The sequence below is a fragment of the Metabacillus indicus genome (genome assembly GCF_046603695.1).
Lineage (GTDB): Bacteria > Bacillota > Bacilli > Bacillales > Bacillaceae > Bacillus_P > Bacillus_P indicus.
Window position 1 is genome coordinate 3,833,562 of the sequence record NZ_CP176757.1, and the last position, 22,671, is coordinate 3,856,232.

Sequence of the window (22,671 nt, forward strand, 5' to 3'; positions counted from 1 at the left end):
GTGAAAAAAATGATTAAGCAGCCCTATGACATGTCCCTGGAAGAACTGAAAAAGTATAAACCCGCTCTTACCAGGCAAGCAGATTTCGAAGAATTTTGGACGTACACAAAGACTCTCTTAGATGAAGAACCTGTGAGTTGGAACTTAAGAAGAGTCGACTATCCGTGCGAGCGGGCAGAAGTTTACGAACTCACTTACTCCGGCTATAAAGGATGCACAATCCGCGGCTGGTATGCCCGCCCATCCGAAAAAGGCGTGTATCCGGGTCTGGTTTGGTATCACGGCTACAATTGGAACTTTGACGGCGGTATACATGAAACAGTCAATTTAGCCCTTCATGGATATGCGGCATTCGGGATGCTCTGCCGGGGACAGCAAGGAAGCGAAGACAATATCGGCACTCCTCATGGGCACGAATCAGGATGGATGACAAAGGGCGTACTTGATAAAGACGCCTACTATTACAGAGGAGTTTATATGGATGCTGTCCGCGCTGTCGAGGTTATGGCTGGGTTTGAGGATGTAGATTCAAAGCGGATCGGTGTCATTGGAGGAAGTCAAGGCGGCGGACTGTCACTGGCTGCCGCCGCCCTTTCAGACATTCCCGCTGCCGCCGTTTCCATTCACCCGTTCCTAAGCCATTATCAGCGTTCAGTAGACATCGCAATGGCTGGACCTTATGCTGAGATCCATGAATTCTTCCGCAGGAACAGCAGTCCGGAAATCGAAGCAAAAACATTCGAAACCTTGTCCTACTTTGACGTCATGAACCTTGCACCTATGGTTAAATGCCCAACACTCATGTCAAGCGGTTTGACAGATGATATCACACCGCCATCTACTGTGTTTGCAGTCTATAACCACTTGCAAACAGATAAAGATATTAAGGTATACAGGTATTTCGGGCACGAATACACTCCTGCATTCCAGTCAGAAAAGCTTGGTTTCCTTCAAAAGCATCTGAAGGGTATTGAGGTCAGGGCCTAAAAAAAGCGGACAGCTATTAACAGCTGTCCGTTTTCTATATTTTAAGGTACAAAAAAATCATAGATGCTATCATCAGCAGCTGTGATTTTCACAATTATTCACGCGGATCACACATGCGAAACAATTAACATGCATTCCCCTTCAATCACAAATTCCTCCACTCCTGCCGGCAGAAGGAAATGAGCCCCCTTAGGCAGAGGATAGGAATCTTCTCCGTGGTGAAGCGTCCCTTCTCCATCAATCACACTGCACATCTGGAACGGATGCTTTTGTGTAAAGCTTGCTTTCCCTTGAATATCCCACTTATACACCGTGAAATACTGTTCTTTTACAAACGTAGTAATGGTCACGCCATCACACTCTTCTACTTTCTGTTCGGCGAGTCCGTCCACATGCGGGACCGTGCTCACCTCAATCGCCTTCTCCAAATGCAGCTCCCGCTTCTCGCCCTTGTCATCTGTCCGGTCATAATCATAAACTCGGTACGTCGTATCAGAGCTTTGCTGCGTTTCAAGTACAAGAGTACCTTCACAAAGCGCGTGGATGGTTCCACTTGGCACGTAGAAGAAGTCGCCCGGCTTAATCTTCACTCGGCGCAGCAGGGAATCCCATTCTCCGTTTTCCACCTTTTTCACAAGCTCTTCCTTTGAAGAAGCGGTGTGGCCGTAGATCATGTCGGCTCCTTCTTTGCAGTCGATGATGTACCAGCACTCGGTTTTGCCGAGCTCGCCGTTTTCGTTGGCGTGAGCATATTCGTCGTCAGGGTGAACCTGAACGGAGAGGTCGCTGTTTGCGTCGAGAATTTTAGTCAGCAAAGGAAACTTGCTTCCTTTCGCTCCCCCGAATAAGTCCCGGTGACCGTCCCACAGGTCGCCGAGTGTTTTTCCCGCATGTTCGCCGCCGGCAACGGTGCTTTGTCCGTTTGGATGACCGGAGATGGCCCAGCATTCTCCGACGGTTTCTGATGCGATTTCGTAGTTAAACTGATCTCTTAAAGCCGTTCCGCCCCAAATGCGGTCCTGGAAGTGCGGCTTTAAAAAGAGCGGTGAGTGATTCATTGACCGTTCATCCCCTTATGAAGTCTGCGAATCTATGAAATTCGTTCTTTACCCGTTACGGATTCAAGCACCTCATCCAGCTGCAATTCTGCGCATGCCATGGAGGTGTCCGCTACTCCGTAGTACATTTTAATGGTATTTCCTTCAACAATAGTCCCGCAGGAAAACACCACATTCCCAAAGAAGCCCTCTACTTCGTAGTCTGCTTCCGGTTCGAGAATCGGAAGCTCAGACCGGCCGATCACTTTAGACGGATCTTTTAAATCCAGCAAGGCCGCCCCCATGCAGTACCTATCTTCTATTGAAGCACCGTGATAAAGGATGAGCCAGCCCTCTTCGGTCTTGATTGGAACCGCTCCGCCCCCAATCCGTCCGTTGTCCCACTTGCCTTCCCGCAGCCCGAACAGGTGCTGATGATTTCCCCAGTAGAGAAGGTTATCTGATTCTGCCAGCCAAATTTCAGGCGATCCAGTCGCTTTCGGCACCGGCCGGTGAAGCGCATAATACTTTCCTCCGATCTTCTCAGGGAAGATAGCGACATCTTTGTTTTCCGGCGCGAAAATCATTCCATGCCTTGTAATGGATACAAAGTCTTCCGTTGATACCATGGACTCGCCTGCTCCAAGCGGTGAAACAGCTGTGAAATAAATATAGTATCTGCCGTCTAAATAAGTAATGCGCGCGTCCTCAAGTCCGAACGCCTCCAGCTGGTCGCCCGGATACACAAACGGTCCCTCATCCACCGTAAAATGACGGCCGTCTTTGCTGCGGGCAATCCGCAAGTAAGACAAGGACGTTAAGTAAACCCACTGGGCATCCCCTTTTAAGCGAATCACTCTTGAGTCTGAAAAATCATACGCCGGGTCACTCAAGGAAAATTCAAGAATATCAAGACTCCTGGTTTCATGATTATAAACAGGCGCTTTCACGCAATCTGCATCAGTGCTGATTGGCCGTTCCGCAACACGCAGAAGCATAATCGTTTCACCACGGTACGTCGTGACCCCTGCATTAAATGCGCCAATTACTTCAAACCCCTCGTGATACGGCTTCACATCTTCAGGCGCAATTAGAGGATTCTGTTCATAGCGGTATACATTCATGTCTTTCTCTCCTGTCTGAATTCGTTATGCTTCATATGGTAAAAATGGATCGTCGATTGTAATTTTCTGCGCTTCAGCGTCACTGATTCCAGCATAAAGATCCGCCGTGCCGTCTTCTTTCCTGACAAGCCCCCCGCTGAATACAACATCAGCCAAGTCAGGCCGTTTTGCTTCACCTGGGAGAAAATTATCTCTTACTGCAATCAGCGAAATATCTGAGAACGCTTCTGTTTCAGGATCCAGCACAAACGTCATCGGATAATAATGACGGTTTCCTTCTTCGTCAAAGCTTGCAATATGGCCTAGCACCCCGAGCAACCCGTTTGATAGGAGATGAACCTCGTTCACTCCTCCCCATTCGTCGTCTGTAAATTGACCTGAGAGAAGCGGCACATCATCAATCAGCTCCACCGTCAAATCTTCTAACCTGTCAATCTTGGCAAAGCCGATCTTTCCTCGTCCTCCCTTATCTCCCTGAGGACGGGTAAAGACTCCAATTCTATGATCTTTCAGCTCCACAAGGCGCAAATCCTTCATGCCATCTGGACCAACCGCAAATTTTGAAAGAGAGGAAATCGTTTTCCCTTTATAAAACACCGTTCTCCATCCCAATGCATCTTTTATCTCCGGATGCGGAAAGATTTCCACTCCTCCAAGCACCAATTCCCCGCCTATTCTCGTGAAAAATGGATCCTGCAGCTCAAAGACAGGCGAATTCGGACGTACCATCCATTCACCGCCTCGATTAACAAAAAAGTACACGTGCGAATGCTCGGTGTCCCTGCTTTCTACTCTGCCTGCAATCACAAGCTCCCCGTCATCTTCAAAAGGAGCCGTAATATTGTAAACGTCCCTGCTGCCTGTTCCAGAAAAGTGCAGCTTTTCGGCTCCGAATGCCTGTTTTCCCGCCTGATAGTCTGCGAGAAGCTCCCTGCAACTTTTCACATCCCTTTTAACTAGATGGTGTCCCATCTCCACAACCCTCATTTCCTGTAACGTTACAAAAATACTTTGTAACATTTCGTTAAGTTATTCCAAATATACAAGATACACAGTATTTTGACAAGCGCTTTCAATTCAGAAAATTCTAATTGACACATTTAACTAAACATGAAATAATCATGACAAATACAATTTGTAACGTTATATTTTATCTCTGTCACTTAAAATGATAGCGCTAACAACAAAAGGGGGATGAGGAGAAATGAAAAAGGGGTTATTTAAGAAGTTTGCAGCCGTATCAGCTACCGCTGCTTTATTAATCGGCTTGATCGGGTGCTCAAGTGAAGCAGGAACAGAAAAAACGGCAGACGGCAAAGTAGAGCTTAAGGTGGGAACCTGGGCAGGAGCTGCTGAGCTTCAGGAGTTTCAGGAGGTCGTTGACAAGGTCAATAAAGAATCTGACAGCTACAAACTGTCTATCCAGAGCATTCCCGCAGATTACTATAAAAAGATTCAAACGATGGCTTCAGCCAAACAGGCACCAGACTTGTTCTGGCTCTCTCAGGAATACATTCCGATGTACGCTGACTTAGGCGTCATCGCACCAATCGATGAAGCAGCAAAAGACGTAGATTTCGATGATTATTATGAAGGAGCTTTAAACATCGGCAAGTTTGATGACAAACTGTTCGGACTTCCATGGATCAACCAGCCGGTTATGCTCTACTACAACAAAAAGATGTTTGAGGAAAACGGCGTCGCTCTTCCTGATGGAAGCTGGACGTGGGAAGACTTTGACAAAGCCGCTTCTGCTCTGACAAAGGATACAAACGGCGACGGTAAAACGGATCAATTCGGAACGGTCATTGACGGCTGGCCGAATGTGGCCAACTGGATCTGGTCATACGGCGGAGAAATCATCACAGCGGATGGAGAAGTGAAAATTGATTCCTCTGAATCCATCGAGGGCATCAAGATGATGGATCAGTTAATCAATGAAAGCAAAGTAACACCGAACAAAACACAGGCACAGAATACTGGCGGACCTGAAATGTTCAAAACAGGAAAAGTTGCGATGTTCTTCGGAGGTGCCGGAGATGACCTTGAAAAACAGGTTGGCGACCAATTTGAAATTGGCATGACGCAAATGCCTGTCGGAACTGAAGAAGTCACGTCAAGCTGGATTGCACACACGGTGATGTCCAGTGCAACAAAGGACAAGGACGCAGCGGCAGACGCACTCATTGATCTGACAAACGCTGTTCACGATTGGAAGATCCTCCCTCCTGTTAAATCAAAAATTGACAAGGTGGCGGAAATCCGCCCTGAAAAAGAATATGCCCTGGAAGAAATGAAAAAGGGCTCTGAAATCTCAAGAGGCTTCAACAACCAGCCAAAGCAGAACGAAATCGACAATGCCATCTGGCTTCAGCTTTACGAACCGATTCTATTAAACAAAAAAGATCCTGAGCAGGCAGCGAAGGATGCTGCTGAAGAAATCAGAAAGATCGTCGGACAATAAATTGGAAAGCCCTCAGGCAAACGTCCTGAGGGCTGACTTCTAAAGAGGTTGATACGATGAAACAACGACTTGGCAAATACGAAGGCTACCTATTTATCTCCCCGTGGATACTGGGATTTTTCATCTTTACCGTTTTCCCGATCGGATTCGCTTTTTATATTGGCTTTACAGACTGGAATTCATTCACAGCGCCGACCTTCATCGGCTTTGACAACTATATTGCTTTATTCAACGATCCAAGCTTCCTTAACTCATTGAAAGTAACGGCCGTTTTCGCTGCATTCGCCATCCCGCTTGGCATTATCTCTTCCCTTACCATTGCAGCTGTCGTCAATATAAAAGTAAAAGGCATCTACATTTTCAGAACAGCCTTATACATGCCTGCCATCGTCTCAGGTGTTTCCATCGCCCTCCTTTGGCGCTGGATACTGGATCCTGAGTACGGATTAATCAATCTGTTATTATCATATATCGGCATTTCCGGCCCGAACTGGCTCGGAGATCCAAGCTGGGTGCTGCCTTCCTACATTATGATGGCCATCTGGGGCGCAGGCGGCGGCATGCTGACGTACCTTGCCGGACTACAGGACATCCCTGCAAGTCTGTATGAGTCAGCCGACATCGACGGAGCCAACTGGATGCATAAGTTCAGGCATATCACGATTCCAATGCTGAGCCCTGTCATCTTCTACAACCTGGTCATGGGCATCATTGGTTCCTTTAAAAAATTCAATGACGCTTATATTATCGGAGGCGCAGGCAACCAGGGCCAATTTTTCATGGTGTACCTGTACGAAAATGCGTTCAGCTACTACAAAATGGGCTATGCAACCGCTATGGCCTGGATGCTGTTCGTCATTATCCTGGTCCTGACGCTGCTCGTGTTCAGATCCTCCTCTCTATGGGTGTTCTATCAGGGAGAAGGCCAGGACGCAGCAAAAAAGAAAAAGCGCAAACTCTTCAAAACGAAACCAAAGCAATTGGACGCTTAAAAGCGCGGGCATCCCGCTGCCTGTCAGCCGGATTGGCTCCAGCCAGAACGCCTGCGCCTGTATAAGCCGCAACGATAAAGAAAGATGCAGGTGAAACAGATGAGCTTAACGATTCCTCAACGAAAACGAATACAGAATACCTTTGTTTATACCTTTCTGATCGCGACATCCATCGCTACCATCCTTCCGCTGTTTTGGATGATTTCCACCTCGCTGAAATCAGGGGACGTTGTCTTCCAGATTCCGCCGCAGTGGTTTCCGGAAACCCTGCAGTGGGAGAATTACAAACGCGCGGTCACGGATATTCCGTTCTTCCTCTACTTGAAAAATACGGTTGTCATTACAGGCTTCAGAATGTTTGCAGAGGTATTTGTCTCTGCCTTTGTGGCCTACGGCTTTGCCAGATTCAACTTTCCGGGCAAAAACATCTGGTTTTTCATCCTGCTGTCAACGATTATGCTGCCGGGTGAAATCACGATGATTCCGGTCTTTATCATGTTCAGCAAAATCGGCTGGATTGACACCTTCTATCCATTGATTGTTCCCGCTTTCTTTGGAGGCCAGGCAGTATTCATCTTCCTGCTGAGGCAGTTCTTCGCCTCAATCCCGAAAGAGCTGGAAGAATCCGCTCTGATTGACGGTGCGAGCCGCTTCCAGATTTTCTACCGGATTTTCCTGCCGCTTTCAAAGCCGGCGCTGATTACGATTGCCCTCTTTTCGTTCCAGGGTTCGTGGAACGATTTGCTCGGGCCGCTCATGTATTTAAACAGCTCGGACAAATTCACCCTGCAGCTCGGACTTGCGATGTTTAACGGCATGACCAAAGTCGAATGGGGACCGCTTATGGCCGCATCTCTGCTTGTCTTAATTCCGACCATCGCCATCTTTTTCTCCCTGCAGAAATACTTTGTTGAAGGCATCACCGTTACAGGTATAAAAGGATAAGGAGTTTTGCCGAATGATGAAGCAGCTGAACCAACAGACACTCTCACTGAAAATCCTCCAGTACGGCTACTGGTTTCTCGTCAGCAACCTCTTTTTTTCAATCAGTTTGCTACCAGCCGCAGCCGTGCTGATGATAGAATGGAACGAGAAAAACCTTCTCTTGTGGCTCATGCTCTATGTCAGTCTTCTCCCTGCCGGACCGGCGGCCGCCGCTCTTTTCGGCACTATGGGAAAGCTCATGCGCGAAGGAAACATCTCTGTCACATCGGATTACTTGAGAGCTTTAAAAGAAAACGGAGAGCACGCTATGATTCTATGGAGCGTCCTGCTGCTGATCAGCCTGTTTCTGCTCGCGGATATCACATTAGTAGAAGGAATGAATGAAATCTTCCGTTCGGTCCTATATGTTCTATTGATCTTAAATGTGATCATTATCTTTTATCTTTATCCTCTGCTGTCACGCTTTGACATCAGCAGGATGGAAGCTGTGCGGATTGCTGTCGGCCTTACTTTCCTAAGAATAAAAAACACGCTCTTAATCATGAGTGCACTTGCAGCTTGGGGCATCTGTGTCTACTTTTTTCAGCTTTACGCAATCACCCTGCTGCTCAGCCCGCTCTTTTACGCCATCATGACTATTCATAAAGGACTATTTGCAGAAATCGAAGAAAATACAGAAACTCTACAAAACACACAGGTGGTCAAATGAAGAAAATTACCATGCAGGACATTGCAGATAAACTGAACATATCTAAAAACACCGTCTCCCAGGCGCTCACCGGAAAACCAGGCGTGAGCGAAGAGACACGGATGCTCGTCCAAAAAACAGCAGATGCACTTGGCTACTCCTATCCAAGTACCAGAAAGAACAGCAGCATCGGACAGACAGGAACCATCGCTCTCATTGCCTCAATCAGAGCTTTCTCATTCAAAAGCTTCTTCGGAGAAATCTACCTGAGCATCGAAAAAGAACTCAAATCAAGAGGCATGAACCTGCTGATACACTCAGTCGATGAAGAAGCAGCAGAAACCCTCAAGCTCCCGTCCATCATCGAAGAAAAATCCGTCGATGGTGTCCTGATTCTGTCCCATCTCACAACCGACTATATAAACAAAGTGCTGGAAACCGGCTTGCCAACCGTCATGATCGACCATCACGACCCGCTCAACCAAGCAGACGCCATCCTTACCAATAACCGCTTCGGCGGCTACGAAATGGTACGGCACCTCATCGAACAGGGCCACAAAAGAATTGGCTTCATGGGAAACATCGACTACTCCCCAAGCTACCAGGAACGCTGGGAAGGCTACCAGCTCGCCCTAAGACGCCACGGACTCGAACAAAACAAACACTGGATGAACTTGCAGGCAGAAGAAAGCGAAGAAAACATTACCTCCTTCCTCTCAAACCTGGAGGACGGGAACAAGCCAACCGCCTGGTTCTGCGTCAACGACGGATTGGGTTTCCTGACCATGACAACCCTGCAGCGGCTTGGATACTCAGTACCCTCTGACGCAGCCGTAGCAAGCTTTGACAACGGTCAGCTGTCACAAATCGCAAACCCGAAAATCTCTACAATGGATATTGACTTGAATCTATTTGGAAGAAAAGCTGTCGAGCAGCTGTTTTGGAGAATGGAGAATAAAGAGGAGCCTTTTCAGGAGACGTTGCTGCCGGCTAGGCTGATTTTACGAGGGTCAAGCTTAACTAAATAGCAAAAGGGTAAGAGAGCAATCCCTCTTACCCTTTTGACTTTAAATATGAGAAACAATCAAACTGCAACTTCCATCAATCTCAAACTCATCTACCCCAGCCGGAAGAATAAAATGAGCGCCTTTTGAAAGAGTGTGTGTTTCGCCCTGATGAACAAGTTTACCATCTCCATCAATGACACTGCAGATCAGGAAAGGCTGCTCCTTTAAAAAAGATGCCTGTCCGTTCACTTCCCATTTGTAGACGGTAAAGTACTCTTCTTCTACAAAGGTCGTAATCGTCACATTCTTCAATTGAGCAACCGCCGGCTGTGCTTCGCGGTCCACATGAGGGACTGTACTCACCTCAATTGCCTTCTCCAAATGCAGCTCCCGCTTCTCGCCTTTATCGTCTGTCCGGTCATAATCATAGACACGATATGTTGTATCAGAGCTTTGCTGCGTCTCAAGAACAAGTGTGCCTTCACACAGCGCATGAATCGTTCCGCTCGGCACATAGAAGAAGTCGCCAGGCTTAATCTTTACGCGGCGGAGCAGAGAGTTCCACTCACCATTTTCCACCATCTTGACAAGCTCTTCTTTTGAGGAAGCGGTGTGACCGTAGATCATGTCGGCTCCCTCTTTGCAGTCGATGATGTACCAGCATTCGGTTTTGCCGAGCTCGCCGTTTTCGTTGGTGTGAGCATATTCATCGTCAGGGTGAACCTGGACGGAGAGGTCGTTATTAGCGTCGAGAATTTTTGTCAGCAAAGGAAATTTGCTTCCCTCAACTCCTCCAAAAATCTCACGGTTCTCGTCCCACAGCTGGCCAAGTGTTTTGCCGGCATGCTCACCGGATGCAATTATGCTCTGTCCGTTCGGATGAGCGGAGATTGCCCAGCATTCACCTGTTAGATCAGATGATATTTCGTAGTTAAATTGATCTCTCAATGAGGTCCCGCCCCAGATGCGTTCCTGGAAGACGGGGTTTAAAAACAGGGGTGACTGTGTCACGTTCGTTCCTTCTTTCTTTCCATCATTTTCCATGTGTTCTATACGGAAGCAGCAACGATGCTGTGTACTCTTTCCATAAGAGCATCTTGGATTGCTTTTAGTGACTCTTGGCTCTTCTCAAGTGAATCGCCCTTTACCCCAAAATAGAATTTAGCCTTAGGCTCTGTACCGGAAGGACGCAGAGTAAACCACGATTCATCTTCAAGGTAATACTTCAATACGTTGGATTTAGGAAGGTTGATCATCTCAGTGGTTCCGCTGATTGTATTAATCTTTTTACTAGATTCATAATCTTCTACAACCGACACCTTTAATCCCACTATTTCCACTGGTGGATTATCTCGGAAGGAATTCATAATAGATTGGATTTGCTCAGCGCCATCTTTCCCTTTCAGAGTCAATGACTGAAGAGATTCCTGATAGAATCCGTACTCTTCAAAAATCTCAAGCAAGCCTTCGTACATGGACATGCCCTTCGCTTTATAGTAGGCAGCAACTTCTGCCGCGAACAAAGCTGACTGAACGGCATCTTTATCACGAACAAAATCCCCAATCAAATAGCCGTAGCTTTCCTCATAGCCGAACTGATACACATACTCTCCAGATTTTTCGAATTCATTGATCTTTTCGCCAATGAACTTAAAGCCTGTCAGTGTATCAATCGTTGGAATGCCAAAGCTTCCAGCAATCGCACGTCCAATTTCAGACGTAACAACCGTCTTCACTACGACACCATTTTCAGGAAGCAAGCCCTTCGCTTTTTTCTGTGAAAGCAGATAATGTAGCATCAGCGCACCCATCTGGTTTCCTGTAAGAACGACATACTCTCCCTCACTGTTTTTGACCGCCACACCAAGACGGTCGGCATCCGGATCTGTTCCCATCAAAATGTCAGCATCTTGCTCTTTTCCGTATTGAATCGCCAGCTCAAACGCCTCATGCTCTTCCGGATTTGGTGACGTGACCGTTGAAAAGTCAGGATCAGGAAGCTCCTGCTCCTTGACGACTGTTACATGCTCAAAACCGAAGGACTCCAGTCCCCTTCTCACAAGCTTGTTCGCTGTTCCGTGCAAAGGAGTAAATACAATCTTCAAGTCGCTTCCGGCCGTTTCGTTCAGCTGAATCGTTTTCAGCTGTTGGAGGTAGGCAGCATCAACCTTTTCTCCGATGTAAACCAGTAATCCCTCATCAAGCAGCGTTTGCTCATCCGATACAGGAATCAAAAGCTCATTTTCAATTGCATCAATGTACGAGCTAATTTGATCAACCGCTCCTGGAGGAAGCTGCCCTCCATCCTCGCCGTAAACCTTGAATCCGTTATATTCAGGAGGATTGTGGCTTGCTGTAATGACAATCCCTGCAAAAGCATTCAGGTAGCGAACTGCAAAAGACAGTTCCGGAGTAGGTCGCAGCTCATCAAAAACATACGTCGTGACGCCATGATGGCCGAGCGTTTTAGCAACTTCCAGCGCAAACTCAGGAGACTTGTGCCGAGAGTCATACGCAACGACAACTCCTCTTGTTTTTGCAAGCTCACCTTGATCCTCAATGTACTTGGCCAGACCTTCCGTTGCTTTGCGGATGGTATACGTATTCAATCGATTCGTACCCGGTCCAAGCTCCCCGCGGATGCCGCCAGTTCCAAATTCTGCATTTTTATAAAAGGAATCTTCTGCTCGTTTAGGATCATGCTGGATGTGAAGAAGCGACGTTTTCAAGTCTTCCTCCAATTCATCAAAAGCCAGCCATTTTTCTAGTTGTTCGTTCCAGTTCATTGGTTTTTTGCCTCACATTTATCAATTTTGGACACAAGTAAATAAGGCTGCACCGGTAGGATGCAGCCTTTGAAAGATTCAGCCCTTTACTGGCACTCTTGTTTGATGCCAGTTCCAGGCGGTTGAAATGATTTGTTCCAGAGAGTATTCAGTTTTCCATCCAAGCTCTTTGTATATCTTGTCCGAAGAAGCAACAAGCCTCGCTGGATCACCAGCTCTTCTGTCAGCCATTACAACATTTGCTTTTTTACCGGTTACGTTCTCACACATCTCAACTACTTCTTTAACCGAATAGCCCAGACCATTGCCAAGGTTATAGGTAGCCGTCTCTTTCTTTCCTTCAAGCAACGCTTCCAGTGCAAGGATATGAGCATGGGCAAGGTCCGTTACGTGAATGTAATCGCGAATGCACGTGCCATCCTCTGTCTCATAATCTGAACCGAAAATAGAGATGCTTTCTCTCTGGCCAAGAAGATGCTGCAGGATTAATGGAATAAGATGCGTTTCTGGATCGTGCTCTTCACCAATCTTTCCTGACTCAAAGGCACCTGCTGCATTAAAGTAGCGCAGAACAACATATTTCAGGTCATTCGCTTTAGCAAGGTCAGAAAGAATATTCTCTACCATCAATTTCGACTGGCCGTAAGGATTAATCGGATTTGTCGCCGTATCTTCCGTAATCATGACTACATTCGGAATGCCATATGTAGCTGCTGTTGATGAAAAGATGAATTTGTTAATTCCAAACTCCAGCATGGTTTGAAGCAACGTGAGTGTGGAAGAAACATTATTCATATAATACTTCATTGGATTGGTTACCGACTCACCCACTAAGCTGCTTGCAGCAAAATGCATAACAGCTTCAATCGGATACTGAGAAAAAAGAGCCTTCAAGTCATCTTTATTTCCGAGATCACCTTCCACGAAAACAGCTCTTTCGTCCACTGCCCATCGATGTCCGGTTGATAAATTATCAAGAATAACAACCTCTTTTGATTTTAGCAGTTCTTTCACTACATGACTGCCTATATAGCCGGCGCCTCCGATGACTAAAATCATATTATAGCCCCTCCTTTTCAGTGTTCGCTTCTATCTCAAGAATATCAATTACACTCTCAGCCAGAAGCCCGACCTCATTCAGGTGTTCAAGTTTCGCTTTTTTAATGTATGTCTCTAAATTTAAGTCATCTAAATCTTCCCAAGTAATCAATTCGCACAAACGGTGAACCTCCAAATATGCAATGGTATTTTGATCTTCATTCATACCCGGTCGATTAATGATAGCCAGGGAAGTACCGTTTCCGGCCGCTTCGCTGATGGTTCCCCAGCCCGCTTTAGAAATCACTAAATCAGCCGCTGCCACAAAGTTTTGGACCTCTGTATAGGATGAAGGGATTTTATGTACATTTGGATGGTCAATCGTCATATTGCTCGATACGACAAAGATACAATTCTCTCGATTCCATAGGGGAAGTTTCGTGATATCACCCATATCAATTTTCATCCCAATTGGCAGAAATACAAGATGCTTGTCGCCTTGAGGATCGAGAGAGTCACGGATCCTTCTTACTTCTGTTTCACTTACTCTTCTGCTAAAAAAGCCAAATGACTGATTGTCTTTAGTGCCCCACTGAGGTTCCACACTTCCTGCTAATGAGAAGAAATAATCCATCTTATCATAACTGTCAGCAAAAGCCGCCAACAGCTCCTGATTGATGACATTCTTATAAGCAGTATGCCAGGTGAAATTGGAAATCCCCAGTGACGGTAACTGCAAGCTTTCAGCCACTTCCAAAGCAAGCGGTGAAATGTCAGAGATAATTAGGTCAACATCATAGTCTTGCAAAAACGCAGCTTCTGCAGAAACGACGTCCGGAAGAGTTTTTAAATAGTATCTGCAAGCTTCATTAAGAGCAGCTGAATCGATATCTAATGACTGTTCCTTCAGGACATAACCGACATCCGTCGAAGCACGATGATAAACAATCCTGTCTCCGTGCTCTTGCAGAGAATCCATTATAAAATCCATGGCGAAGGAGTTGCAGATCACAACTCTTACTTCACTATGATTCATCAGCTCCCGAATAAGTGCTGTGGAACGGGTGGCATGTCCATAGCCATATTCAGAAATATAGTAAGCAATGGTCTTCATCGTTTAGACAATAACCTGTGCCTGTGAGCTGTAGTAATGAAGAAGGATTTCTTCCCAGTCAGCATACAACCTGATAAAGTCTGTATCGACTACTTCTTTTCCTGTCTGCACTTCAATGAACTCAAGCTCTTTAATGGCGCGAATCGCATGCTTTTTCCCGACAGGTATATGAATGATGTCTCCTGCTTTAACACGGCGGATGCTGTCGTTTAGTACAAGTTCACCCTCACCGCGGACAATTGTCCAAACTTCATTTCGAAGGTTGTGATAGTGATAAGTAGAGTTCTTACCGGCATTGATGCAAATGCGTTTCGTCACCATTTCTTCGTTTTCATATTTTGCATAATCCAGAACCTTCGACCAGCCCCAGATTCGCTCTTCATACATAGGAGGGTTATTAAAACCGCCGATCAGATCCTTAATTTTTGGACTTGATGCCTTATCTGCAACCAGAATTCCATCCGGGCTGGCAGCCACTACAATATCAGATAATCCAACCACCGTAACTGGAATTTCCAGTTCATTAACTAAATGCGTGTTCTCTGAATCATTCGAAATAATCCCTTTTCCGATTTGAGCAGTAGCCATTTCTTCGGTAAGGGTATTCCATGTACCAAGATCCTTCCAGTATCCTTCATATGGAACAGCAACGATGTGTTTGGCCTTCTCTACTACCTCATAATCGAAGCTGATCTTAGGAAGATCGCTGTAGTGCGCAGAAAGAACATCATAAGTAATCGGCAGCTGCTTCGCCTCAAGAATATCAATCAGGTAGCGCAGTTTAAATGCAAATACGCCGCAGTTCCAGAGAGCATGCTGCTCGATCAACGTAACAGCCTTTTCCTCACTCGGCTTTTCCGTAAAACGCTCAACATGATAGAAACCATCCTCTTCTCTTTCAGGCACAATGTAACCATATTTAGATGAAGGGTACGTTGGTTTAACCCCAATTAAAGCTAAATCAGCATCGGAGCTTTGTAACACACTATCCAGTACCTTCACACGTTCAAAGAAGTTGTCATGCACGTACGGATCGACTGGCAGCACAATCACCGTTTCATCCAAATCTGTATGCTTTTCAGAAAATAAAAAAGAACCGGCAAGAGCAATCGCAGGGAAAGTGTCTCTTCGTTCCGGTTCAATAATCAAAGGTACATCCGTACCTAATTGAGTATAAATCATTTCAGTCTGTGTTTTTGACGTTGCGATCACAGCAGAATCAGACAACCCAACGGTCTCCAACTGATTCCATACACGCTGCACCATGGACTGGCGCGTGCCTTCCTGGTCCTCCAGCACTTTTAAAAACTGTTTGGATCGTGTGTCGTTTGACAGGGGCCAGAGGCGTTTGCCTGAGCCACCTGAGAGTAGTACTAGTTTCATATGGACCTCCTTATCAAATCTTCTAACAACTATAGTATATACTTTATACAAAAAACATTCTAAATATAATGTATTTATAATACCAGTGCATATTTGCAAGTTAAATCATGATGGTCTTCTTAACGGTAGTTTTCAGTTTTTAAAGTTACAACAATTTTATCACTTTACCGGGGTTTCCTACTATGACACTATTAGGCGGAAACTTACCACTTACAACTGCACCAGCACCAACTACACAACCATCTCCAAGTTCTGTACCTTTCAAAATTAGTGCATTACATCCTACAAAACAATTTTTCCCAATAATTATGGAGCTTGTGCCAATTTTTTCTTTAATGTCTGCATTACGATCTTCTGCTTCGATTGGGTGAAAATCATTGTCTAAAATTTTCGCATTACCACCAATTAAAGTATTTTCACCAATTACAATAAGCTTCCTCGCATAAATGGTTGCTCCGGAAATCCCCACATTATTACCAATCTCAATTTTAGCACCCGGTACTCTAGCTACTATAATAGTGCGAGAGTATAAACCTACTAAATTAGATAAGAAAGATGATTTGATAGTTACTTTTCTGCCTATATTAATACTTGCTCCTTTTTTGTTATATATTATCGGTAAACCTTGCAAACTTAAACCAGAGCCAAATTTAATCTTTAATAATCGCATAACTAGTTTGTAGTAGTTTGCGTTCATAATTAACCTCCTTGAACGGAAATAATTAAATGCAGTTTTAATGACAGTAAGAATAAATTATTGCGATTTATTCTTACTTGCAGCTATCTTATTAAAAATTGTTTTGAGAATTGACTTTATCAACGACAAGCTAAATTTAAACTCCTCTCTCCTACCGTAGACTACCATTAAAATTAGTGTTACTAAAATACTGGATATAGTAAAATTTAATATGAGATTTTCTATTAAAATCCCAGCCACTTTGTCAACGGTAATCATGGTAATGATACAGATTAAACTGTCTACGACATATGTTTTATAATAAGATAAAATTGACTTATTAAACCCATATTTAAATACTACGAAAGGTTCCCACCAAACGTTTGTAACCATATTACTTAGCAATGTGCCAATAAGGATCCCAAATATACCCATATTAAACACCGAAACTAAGATAAGAGAAATAAATAGATTAAATACCGCCTCTACTAGAGATTTCCATTTTATTTTCCAAAATAAACCGTATGAATTGATGTATACAATTGAAGGCTGCCTCATTTGTACTACATAAAAATTAATCACTATCATTAATACTATTTGTTGACTTAACAAATATTTTTCACCAATCCAAATTATTATAAACGGATTAATAAACACATAAAGGAATACCACAGAATAAAATGTCGTTACGAAATTTATAAAATAAACCTTTTTAAATATTTCGTATGAATGCTCTTTAGACCCAATAGCTGTTAAATTTCCAACGCTTGCAGTAATGGCCTCAATCCCTTGTAGTGTAACAGCTTTAAGGGTATTTGAAATTAACACATAGTTTGAATAAAGTCCAACGGAAGCTATACCGACATATGCTGATATAAGTAAATTGTCTGTTCCACTTACTACTACTGATCCTAACTTATGTGACATCATTGCTATGATATTTTTAGAAATTTCTCTTTTTTCTTCATTGTCAACCTTTGCTTTTTTATATTTTTTTAAGTACGGGTACATTTTATTTGCCTTTATAGAAATAAAAATATTAGATAGCAAAGTACACAGAATCTGTGTAACTAAATACAAATAAATATTCGACGTTAAGACTAGTAAAAATATCTGTAGGATATTTTGAATAATACTAAATAGAATAATGTTCAATTTATTGAGATAACCGTATTGATTAGCTATAATTATGGATCTTTTAAACGTAAAAAAATAGCTAATAACTGTATTAGCTAGATATAAAATATATAATCTCTCTAAATTGGATACCTCTGTATTTCCTTTAACCATTATTTCAAGAAATGGTATTATACTAATTCCTACCAAACCTATGAATAAACCTATAGAAATGTACAGTTTTTTATACAAGTTCATCAGTGCTGCAATTTTTATTTCGTTACCCTCTGCAATTGGTTTATACATTGAATAGACAATTGCTGTTCCAACACCTAATTCTGCAAGAGATAATATAGTTAGAATGTTTATAAATAAACCATTTATTCCTAAAAATTCAACACCTAAATATTTAATAAAAAAAGTTCTTGTTATAAAACTCAGAAGAATACTTAATAATTGCGCGGCTATTGCAACAGTCGAATTTTTAAAAGATTTGTAAGTTCTTGACCCATTCATTGCTCATTTTTTATCCCTTCTTTTAACTCATTCAATATCTTTATAAATTCATCGTAAAATGTATTTCTACAATAATACGAGTTTACTGTCTCTATAGCATTTCTTTCTAACTCGGTTCTTTCTATTGGATTGTTAAAGTAATATACTACCTTTTCTGCAATTTCTGATACAATATTTTCCGCGGTAAGTAGTACACCATCATTTCCTTTAAAAATTTCTGGAATACCACCTCTATTGGTTGTTATGACTAATTTTCCCAACGCCATAGATTCTATAATAGTTAAACCAAATGGTTCATTCCAAATGGAAGGCAATACAACTGTATCTGATATTTGTAAAGTATTCGCTAAATTCTCATGAGGAATATAACCCGTAAATTTAATTTTTGATTCTATGTCTTTAGCTTCGGCTTCAAGTTTTTTTACAAATTCTGTCTTATATTCAGAAGCAAACCAGGAAGAACCTATAACCATTAACTTTATGTTTGAATCTTCTATTAATTTAAATGCCTTTACAAGTTCCATAACGCCTTTTTCTTCAACTATTCTACCAACAAATGTTACTATGAAATCGTTCTTTCCAAACCCTAACTCTTTTCTAATTATATCTTTGCTAATTTTGGGGCTTAAAATAAATTCTTCAGAAACACAATTATACAAAATTTTTATTGGAGTACTAATATAACCATGATTATTCAATATCTCATTTTTTATATATTTGCTAACCGTAACTATACAGTCGTAATTTTCAAAAACATGTGAACTATATTCTTTTATATGACTATTATGCAAGTGTAAAATAAATTTTGCTTTTAGTATTTTATTAAAACTTCGTATAAAATTAGGCTTGTTTTCTATTATAATAAAATCATAATTGCTCTCACTGTTAAGGATTACCTTCTTTACTTTTTGTATATATATATAATCTTTAATTTTATTTATCAACCTTTGTATTCTACCAAATGAATTTGGTATCAAATTATTTAGAGTTTCAATAATAATACTTTTTTTAACGGTTATTAATTTGTATCCAATATTATCTGTATCGCCGATCTCCTTATCATAGCAACTAAATAAATCTATATTCAAATCTTTTTTTACACTATTCTCCATTAGAAGATCCTTGATTAATGTTTCAACAGCTCCACCTTTAATTGGTGGAACTGGCAATCTCCCAGGCGATATAATTCCAATTTTCATTTTTTTACCCCATTCACTTTAGTAAGCTTATAAAAGAGGAAAGTGCTTTTTCATTTAATAAAATACTACTTTGTGACGTATTACTTTTAATCAAGTTTAATGTTACAGGATCATTAATTAAAGAGAAGATTTTATTAACTATTTCGACAACCTCTTTCTCTACTATCCATCCATTATAGTTATTTTTTATTATGTTAGATGCAGAATCGTAGTTTGTAACGATACAAGGAGTCGAAACATACAAAGATTCAATCAGAACCATACTATATGCTTCATAATCAGATGTTTGGACAAAAAGATCTGCATGTTGCATAAAAGGAATAGGATTTTCTTTCCTTCCAACAAAATCTAATACATCATCTACTCCTAGCTGCACCGCTTTTTGCTTTAATTCAAGTAAATCAGGTCCATCCCCAACTACTGTCCATGTCCAATTTTGTAAACCCCTAATCTTTAGTAATTTACAACAATCCAGTATTCTGTCAATGCGTTTTTGTTGATTTTCTATCCTAGCTACTGTCACTAGATTAAACTTATTGACATCATAGGGAGAATACATAGATTTTTTTTCGTTAATACTAGGAAAATACAAAGTGTTAGTTATCACTTTTGATTTGTATTTGTAATCAAAAATAATTTCATCGAATATATCTTTACAAGCTTTACTAACATTTACTATATATTTAAAATTCCTGTATTTCTTTTCACAAATATCTCTTGTTAGACCATGCTCACGGGCATCATTATGTACCCATGCAATTTTACTCTCTGACTGTACACATTTATCTACGAAATCTTCGCAGCCACCGCTGTATACATCTCGATACATATCATTAGAAAAAGAAATTGCTATATCAAAATTATCTTTAAGCTTCATAAATTTTATACATGCCAAAAGTATTGGTCTATATCCAATTAATTTTTTTATTGTTTTAATTAAAATAACTCCTGCCATTTCAGTACGACTTAACTTTGCAGCCAAGTCCTTATAACCCATTAGGCAGTATTCAATAATCTTATTACCCTTAATAATTTTTACGTGTGACGGTATTTGTGTAGAAGGTGAAATATAGTTTCCAAGTACGCAAATATACACTTTATTATTTGTATCTCTTAAATTGTTAATAAGATTAAGAAGTGAAGACTCAATACCACCTATCCCTTTAAGAACACCTACGACAAATAAAATTTTCAACATAGCACCTCATTAAAACGTTTTGATTTTTTTTATTTTCCCATTCCTAACCATGTGAATTTCATTCATCATAACCAATAGGCTTATAAACAGCATATTTTTAGTAAAACTCCACAAAAGAGTCACCCATGTATAGCACATAGTGAAACTAAGCAAAACCGCAATCATAGTATATAAATATTTTTTGGAGAAATCTTTTGTTAATTTACTTTTGTAATCAAATATGACAAGCATTTTCATCAATATTACATAAAAGAAAATGGAGATAAGTGGGCCTAAAAATATTCCACCATAGAACAAACTAGTTGCAGATAACGGCAGCATTTGATAAGAATTTGTATGCATTTGATGAACAATAGGGCTACTTATAGTGTTTGGAAATATATTCAGTATAAATTCAAACCCTGGCAAATACGAAATAAAACAATTTAGGATAAAGTCTTTTATAAACGTAGAAAAAGGTAATGATTGACCGTGTGCATAATACGAATCATATCCTGACGCTAATGACCATGGACCCCCGACATATGATTCTATGGTATTTGATAGCTGCGCTAAGTTCATCTCGTTTTGAGAAGATTCTGTATAACTCACGCCAAACTGTTTAATGTAAATCATACTAATCATTATTAATGCAGTAATTGGTATTAATCCACCTACCATTAATTTTCTATACCGAGGGAACACTGCATATAAGACATAAATAGTAGCGATAGCCGTTTGTAGTACAAAGGACCTATTATACCCGAAAAATATCGACATATTTAAGAAGCCTACAATAATAGCAAGCAGAACCCATAATACATTATTACTTTTAGTATATTTTTTATAGAATAATACAGTAAGCATCATAAACATAAACATTTTTATTACTTGTATTGCTAAGATTCCAAAAGCATCAGTAGATGGATTTTCATACTTCTCTTCCATCGTAAAGAAGGTAACTGTTGACAGAACTTGTTGCAGATCTCTAGTTGATAAAACTACTAAAAATGCGAAAAAACCAATTAGCCCGAAAGCTGACATCCCCATATTCGATTTCTTCTCATCCAAAACATTAATTGTTTTGATTGCCTCCATCTTTTTGGAATAATATGATATAGCAGCAAAACATACAATAAGTTCTATTATTGACATAATTATCGCAAAAACATAACCGTTATATGATACGTTAATCATAGGCATTGTGATAGGCAGAGTGTTATATCTACCATTAGTTAACGCTATCATCAAAGGTAAGATATCATACCTTATAAACATAATTAAAAAGAATATTTTTAATGCAATTCCCCCTCTAGAATACATATAAAATCTATTAAATACTTGTATGCAAATTCCAAATACAGCTGGTAGTAAAAATAAACCTTCCAAACCTGTTCTAAAATTTATTTCTTCGAAGAATACAATTATAGAAATTACAAAAGAGGATATACTCAAAATATTATTCCATGCAAAACGAATAATCGAATAATTAGATACAAAATTACTACTGCTCATCTATCTACCTCATATTATAATATCTTATTTGGTTTTTGATTTTTCTGATTATTGATCTATCTAAAACTTTCTTGAGATTACTCTGAATTAAGCCATTAAGTTCTACATTATTTTCAAAGTTATAAAAAGATTGTCCGTCTAATTCAACGTTAAATCTTGCTGATGTTGGATCACAATGAGTTCCTGAACCATCAGTTCCGATATTTGAAACGTAGGATTTTGTAGGATAAACTGTATATCGGTTCTGGAAAGCTTGATTATAACACCATCTAATGGCCCAAGAATCTATCTTTCCAGCCATATGATGCCTAAGCATTTTATCAAGATCAGTCCCACCTTTACAAAAATGATGAATTTTTCGTAGATTCCATTTATAATTTTTATAGTCTTTTATTTCCCAGTCAATCGTGTTCCAGCGATCTAACCAAGTTGCCCAACCCCAACTAGAAGAACGACTTGCAAAAAAAACAGATTTATCATAAGAATATGGAATACTTATTGGAAATTTATATCCACTAATTGACCATATTTTTTCGTTTTCTTCGTAAAAATTTAATGCATCATTCATAAAATTCAAAAAAAACGGGGATACTAATATATCATCTTCTAACACAATAACTTTTCCGTGATTTTCTAATATATTTGTAACACCACCAATTACTGACTGTGCTAGACCCTTATTTTTCTCTGAGTATACTACGGTAACTTTTTTAAATCCCTCCGCTTTGGAAATAAACTTTCGAACCATTTTTACATTTTCTTCTTGACTTTCTCCTTTTGCAGCATCAGAAAAAATAAATAACTCAGTTTCTTTTGCAAGATTATTATTTTGTAAATATTTAATAGTTTTTATTGTATGATCAAGTCTGTTATATACAAAAAGGGCTACCGGTGCTAATTTTCCCAT

General features: G+C 41.0%; 20 protein-coding genes. 6 read left to right on the forward strand and 14 right to left on the reverse strand.

Annotated elements, in window-relative coordinates; translation table 11 throughout:
• The first annotated feature begins 9 nt into the window (after positions 1-9).
• Positions 10-987 (forward strand): acetylxylan esterase, encoded by a 978-nt coding sequence (locus ACK1LH_RS19500; RefSeq protein ID WP_411334035.1) that lies wholly within the window; start codon positions 10-12, stop codon positions 985-987.
• Positions 988-1,094: 107 nt separating this feature from the next.
• Here ACK1LH_RS19500 and manA (ACK1LH_RS19505) read toward each other — a convergent pair whose 3' ends face one another.
• The 3 genes from manA (ACK1LH_RS19505) to ACK1LH_RS19515 are packed head-to-tail and all read right to left on the reverse strand — an operon-like array spanning position 1,095 to position 4,120.
• Positions 1,095-2,045, reverse strand: coding sequence for a mannose-6-phosphate isomerase, class I (manA, locus tag ACK1LH_RS19505; RefSeq protein ID WP_411334037.1), 951 nt, complete (start codon positions 2,043-2,045; stop codon positions 1,095-1,097).
• Positions 2,046-2,077: 32 nt separating this feature from the next.
• On the reverse strand, positions 2,078-3,148 hold the full coding sequence (locus tag ACK1LH_RS19510) for a glycoside hydrolase family 130 protein (RefSeq protein WP_411334038.1): 1,071 nt from the start codon (positions 3,146-3,148) through the stop codon (positions 2,078-2,080).
• 24 nt (positions 3,149-3,172) lie between these two features.
• Positions 3,173-4,120, reverse strand: a complete 948-nt coding sequence (locus tag ACK1LH_RS19515) for an MTP-1 family protein (RefSeq protein WP_411334039.1) — start codon at positions 4,118-4,120, stop codon at positions 3,173-3,175.
• A gap of 232 nt (positions 4,121-4,352) precedes the next feature.
• Between ACK1LH_RS19515 and ACK1LH_RS19520 the strand changes: the two genes are divergently transcribed.
• The 5 genes from ACK1LH_RS19520 (at position 4,353) to ACK1LH_RS19540 (ending at position 9,265) form a co-directional block, all read left to right on the forward strand.
• On the forward strand, positions 4,353-5,612 hold the full coding sequence (locus ACK1LH_RS19520) for an extracellular solute-binding protein (RefSeq protein WP_411334041.1): 1,260 nt from the start codon (positions 4,353-4,355) through the stop codon (positions 5,610-5,612).
• A 56-nt stretch (positions 5,613-5,668) separates the two neighbouring features.
• Positions 5,669-6,604 carry a carbohydrate ABC transporter permease gene (locus tag ACK1LH_RS19525; RefSeq protein WP_411334043.1) on the forward strand — a complete coding sequence of 312 codons (936 nt, stop codon included), beginning with the start codon at positions 5,669-5,671 and terminating at the stop codon, positions 6,602-6,604.
• Between the two features lie 99 nt (positions 6,605-6,703).
• A complete protein-coding gene (locus tag ACK1LH_RS19530; protein WP_411334045.1) occupies positions 6,704-7,549 on the forward strand; it encodes a carbohydrate ABC transporter permease in 846 nt (281 codons plus the stop codon).
• A gap of 13 nt (positions 7,550-7,562) precedes the next feature.
• Complete coding sequence (locus tag ACK1LH_RS19535; protein ID WP_411334047.1) at positions 7,563-8,258, forward strand: DUF624 domain-containing protein; 696 nt, start codon at positions 7,563-7,565, stop codon at positions 8,256-8,258.
• Positions 8,255-9,265: a LacI family DNA-binding transcriptional regulator gene (locus ACK1LH_RS19540; RefSeq protein WP_411334049.1), complete on the forward strand. Its 1,011-nt coding sequence runs from the start codon at positions 8,255-8,257 to the stop codon at positions 9,263-9,265. The genes ACK1LH_RS19535 and ACK1LH_RS19540 overlap by 4 nt, the downstream gene beginning before the upstream one ends.
• A gap of 39 nt (positions 9,266-9,304) precedes the next feature.
• Here the strand turns inward: ACK1LH_RS19540 and manA (ACK1LH_RS19545) are convergent, their stop codons facing one another.
• The 11 genes from manA (ACK1LH_RS19545) to ACK1LH_RS19595 all read right to left on the reverse strand — a co-directional run bounded on the left by manA (ACK1LH_RS19545) (position 9,305) and on the right by ACK1LH_RS19595 (position 22,671).
• The gene (gene manA / locus ACK1LH_RS19545) at positions 9,305-10,255 is read right to left on the reverse strand and encodes a mannose-6-phosphate isomerase, class I (protein WP_411334050.1); all 951 of its coding nucleotides are present in this window, start codon (positions 10,253-10,255) and stop codon (positions 9,305-9,307) included.
• 38 nt (positions 10,256-10,293) lie between these two features.
• Positions 10,294-12,030, reverse strand: coding sequence for a phospho-sugar mutase (locus ACK1LH_RS19550; RefSeq protein WP_411334052.1), 1,737 nt, complete (start codon positions 12,028-12,030; stop codon positions 10,294-10,296).
• Between the two features lie 78 nt (positions 12,031-12,108).
• Complete coding sequence (galE, locus tag ACK1LH_RS19555) at positions 12,109-13,089, reverse strand: UDP-glucose 4-epimerase GalE (RefSeq protein ID WP_411334054.1); 981 nt, start codon at positions 13,087-13,089, stop codon at positions 12,109-12,111.
• A gap of 1 nt (position 13,090) precedes the next feature.
• Entirely contained in the window at positions 13,091-14,182 is a 1,092-nt protein-coding gene (locus tag ACK1LH_RS19560) for a glycosyltransferase (protein ID WP_411334056.1), read from the reverse strand.
• Positions 14,183-14,185: 3 nt separating this feature from the next.
• On the reverse strand, positions 14,186-15,565 hold the full coding sequence (locus ACK1LH_RS19565) for a sugar phosphate nucleotidyltransferase (protein WP_411334058.1): 1,380 nt from the start codon (positions 15,563-15,565) through the stop codon (positions 14,186-14,188).
• Positions 15,566-15,710: 145 nt separating this feature from the next.
• The gene (locus ACK1LH_RS19570; protein ID WP_411334059.1) at positions 15,711-16,262 is read right to left on the reverse strand and encodes an acyltransferase; all 552 of its coding nucleotides are present in this window, start codon (positions 16,260-16,262) and stop codon (positions 15,711-15,713) included.
• A gap of 57 nt (positions 16,263-16,319) precedes the next feature.
• Positions 16,320-17,873: a lipopolysaccharide biosynthesis protein gene (locus ACK1LH_RS19575; RefSeq protein WP_411334061.1), complete on the reverse strand. Its 1,554-nt coding sequence runs from the start codon at positions 17,871-17,873 to the stop codon at positions 16,320-16,322.
• Complete coding sequence (locus tag ACK1LH_RS19580; RefSeq protein ID WP_411334062.1) at positions 17,870-19,072, reverse strand: glycosyltransferase family 4 protein; 1,203 nt, start codon at positions 19,070-19,072, stop codon at positions 17,870-17,872. Before ACK1LH_RS19580 ends, ACK1LH_RS19575 begins: the two co-directional genes overlap by 4 nt.
• Before the next feature lie 13 nt (positions 19,073-19,085).
• Positions 19,086-20,267: a glycosyltransferase gene (locus ACK1LH_RS19585; RefSeq protein WP_411334064.1), complete on the reverse strand. Its 1,182-nt coding sequence runs from the start codon at positions 20,265-20,267 to the stop codon at positions 19,086-19,088.
• A 12-nt stretch (positions 20,268-20,279) separates the two neighbouring features.
• Positions 20,280-21,764, reverse strand: coding sequence for a hypothetical protein (locus ACK1LH_RS19590; RefSeq protein WP_411334066.1), 1,485 nt, complete (start codon positions 21,762-21,764; stop codon positions 20,280-20,282).
• 4 nt (positions 21,765-21,768) lie between these two features.
• Positions 21,769-22,671 carry a sugar transferase gene (locus tag ACK1LH_RS19595; protein ID WP_411334068.1) on the reverse strand — a complete coding sequence of 301 codons (903 nt, stop codon included), beginning with the start codon at positions 22,669-22,671 and terminating at the stop codon, positions 21,769-21,771.

Coding starts and splice junctions, on each gene's coding strand:
- ACK1LH_RS19590 (WP_411334066.1), bottom strand. CDS start 21,764: ATGAGCAGTAGTAATTTTGTATCTAATTATTCGATTATTCGTTTTGCA.
- ACK1LH_RS19510 (WP_411334038.1), bottom strand. CDS start 3,148: ATGAATGTATACCGCTATGAACAGAATCCTCTAATTGCGCCTGAAGAT.
- ACK1LH_RS19580 (WP_411334062.1), bottom strand. CDS start 19,072: ATGAAAATTGGAATTATATCGCCTGGGAGATTGCCAGTTCCACCAATT.
- ACK1LH_RS19595 (WP_411334068.1), bottom strand. CDS start 22,671: ATGGGAAAATTAGCACCGGTAGCCCTTTTTGTATATAACAGACTTGAT.
- ACK1LH_RS19525 (WP_411334043.1), top strand. CDS start 5,669: ATGAAACAACGACTTGGCAAATACGAAGGCTACCTATTTATCTCCCCG.
- ACK1LH_RS19565 (WP_411334058.1), bottom strand. CDS start 15,565: ATGAAACTAGTACTACTCTCAGGTGGCTCAGGCAAACGCCTCTGGCCC.
- ACK1LH_RS19500 (WP_411334035.1), top strand. CDS start 10: ATGATTAAGCAGCCCTATGACATGTCCCTGGAAGAACTGAAAAAGTAT.
- galE (WP_411334054.1), bottom strand. CDS start 13,089: ATGATTTTAGTCATCGGAGGCGCCGGCTATATAGGCAGTCATGTAGTG.
- ACK1LH_RS19535 (WP_411334047.1), top strand. CDS start 7,563: ATGATGAAGCAGCTGAACCAACAGACACTCTCACTGAAAATCCTCCAG.
- ACK1LH_RS19570 (WP_411334059.1), bottom strand. CDS start 16,262: ATGAACGCAAACTACTACAAACTAGTTATGCGATTATTAAAGATTAAA.
- ACK1LH_RS19550 (WP_411334052.1), bottom strand. CDS start 12,030: ATGAACTGGAACGAACAACTAGAAAAATGGCTGGCTTTTGATGAATTG.
- ACK1LH_RS19540 (WP_411334049.1), top strand. CDS start 8,255: ATGAAGAAAATTACCATGCAGGACATTGCAGATAAACTGAACATATCT.
- ACK1LH_RS19515 (WP_411334039.1), bottom strand. CDS start 4,120: ATGGGACACCATCTAGTTAAAAGGGATGTGAAAAGTTGCAGGGAGCTT.
- ACK1LH_RS19575 (WP_411334061.1), bottom strand. CDS start 17,873: ATGAATGGGTCAAGAACTTACAAATCTTTTAAAAATTCGACTGTTGCA.
- manA (WP_411334037.1), bottom strand. CDS start 2,045: ATGAATCACTCACCGCTCTTTTTAAAGCCGCACTTCCAGGACCGCATT.
- ACK1LH_RS19530 (WP_411334045.1), top strand. CDS start 6,704: ATGAGCTTAACGATTCCTCAACGAAAACGAATACAGAATACCTTTGTT.
- ACK1LH_RS19560 (WP_411334056.1), bottom strand. CDS start 14,182: ATGAAGACCATTGCTTACTATATTTCTGAATATGGCTATGGACATGCC.
- ACK1LH_RS19520 (WP_411334041.1), top strand. CDS start 4,353: ATGAAAAAGGGGTTATTTAAGAAGTTTGCAGCCGTATCAGCTACCGCT.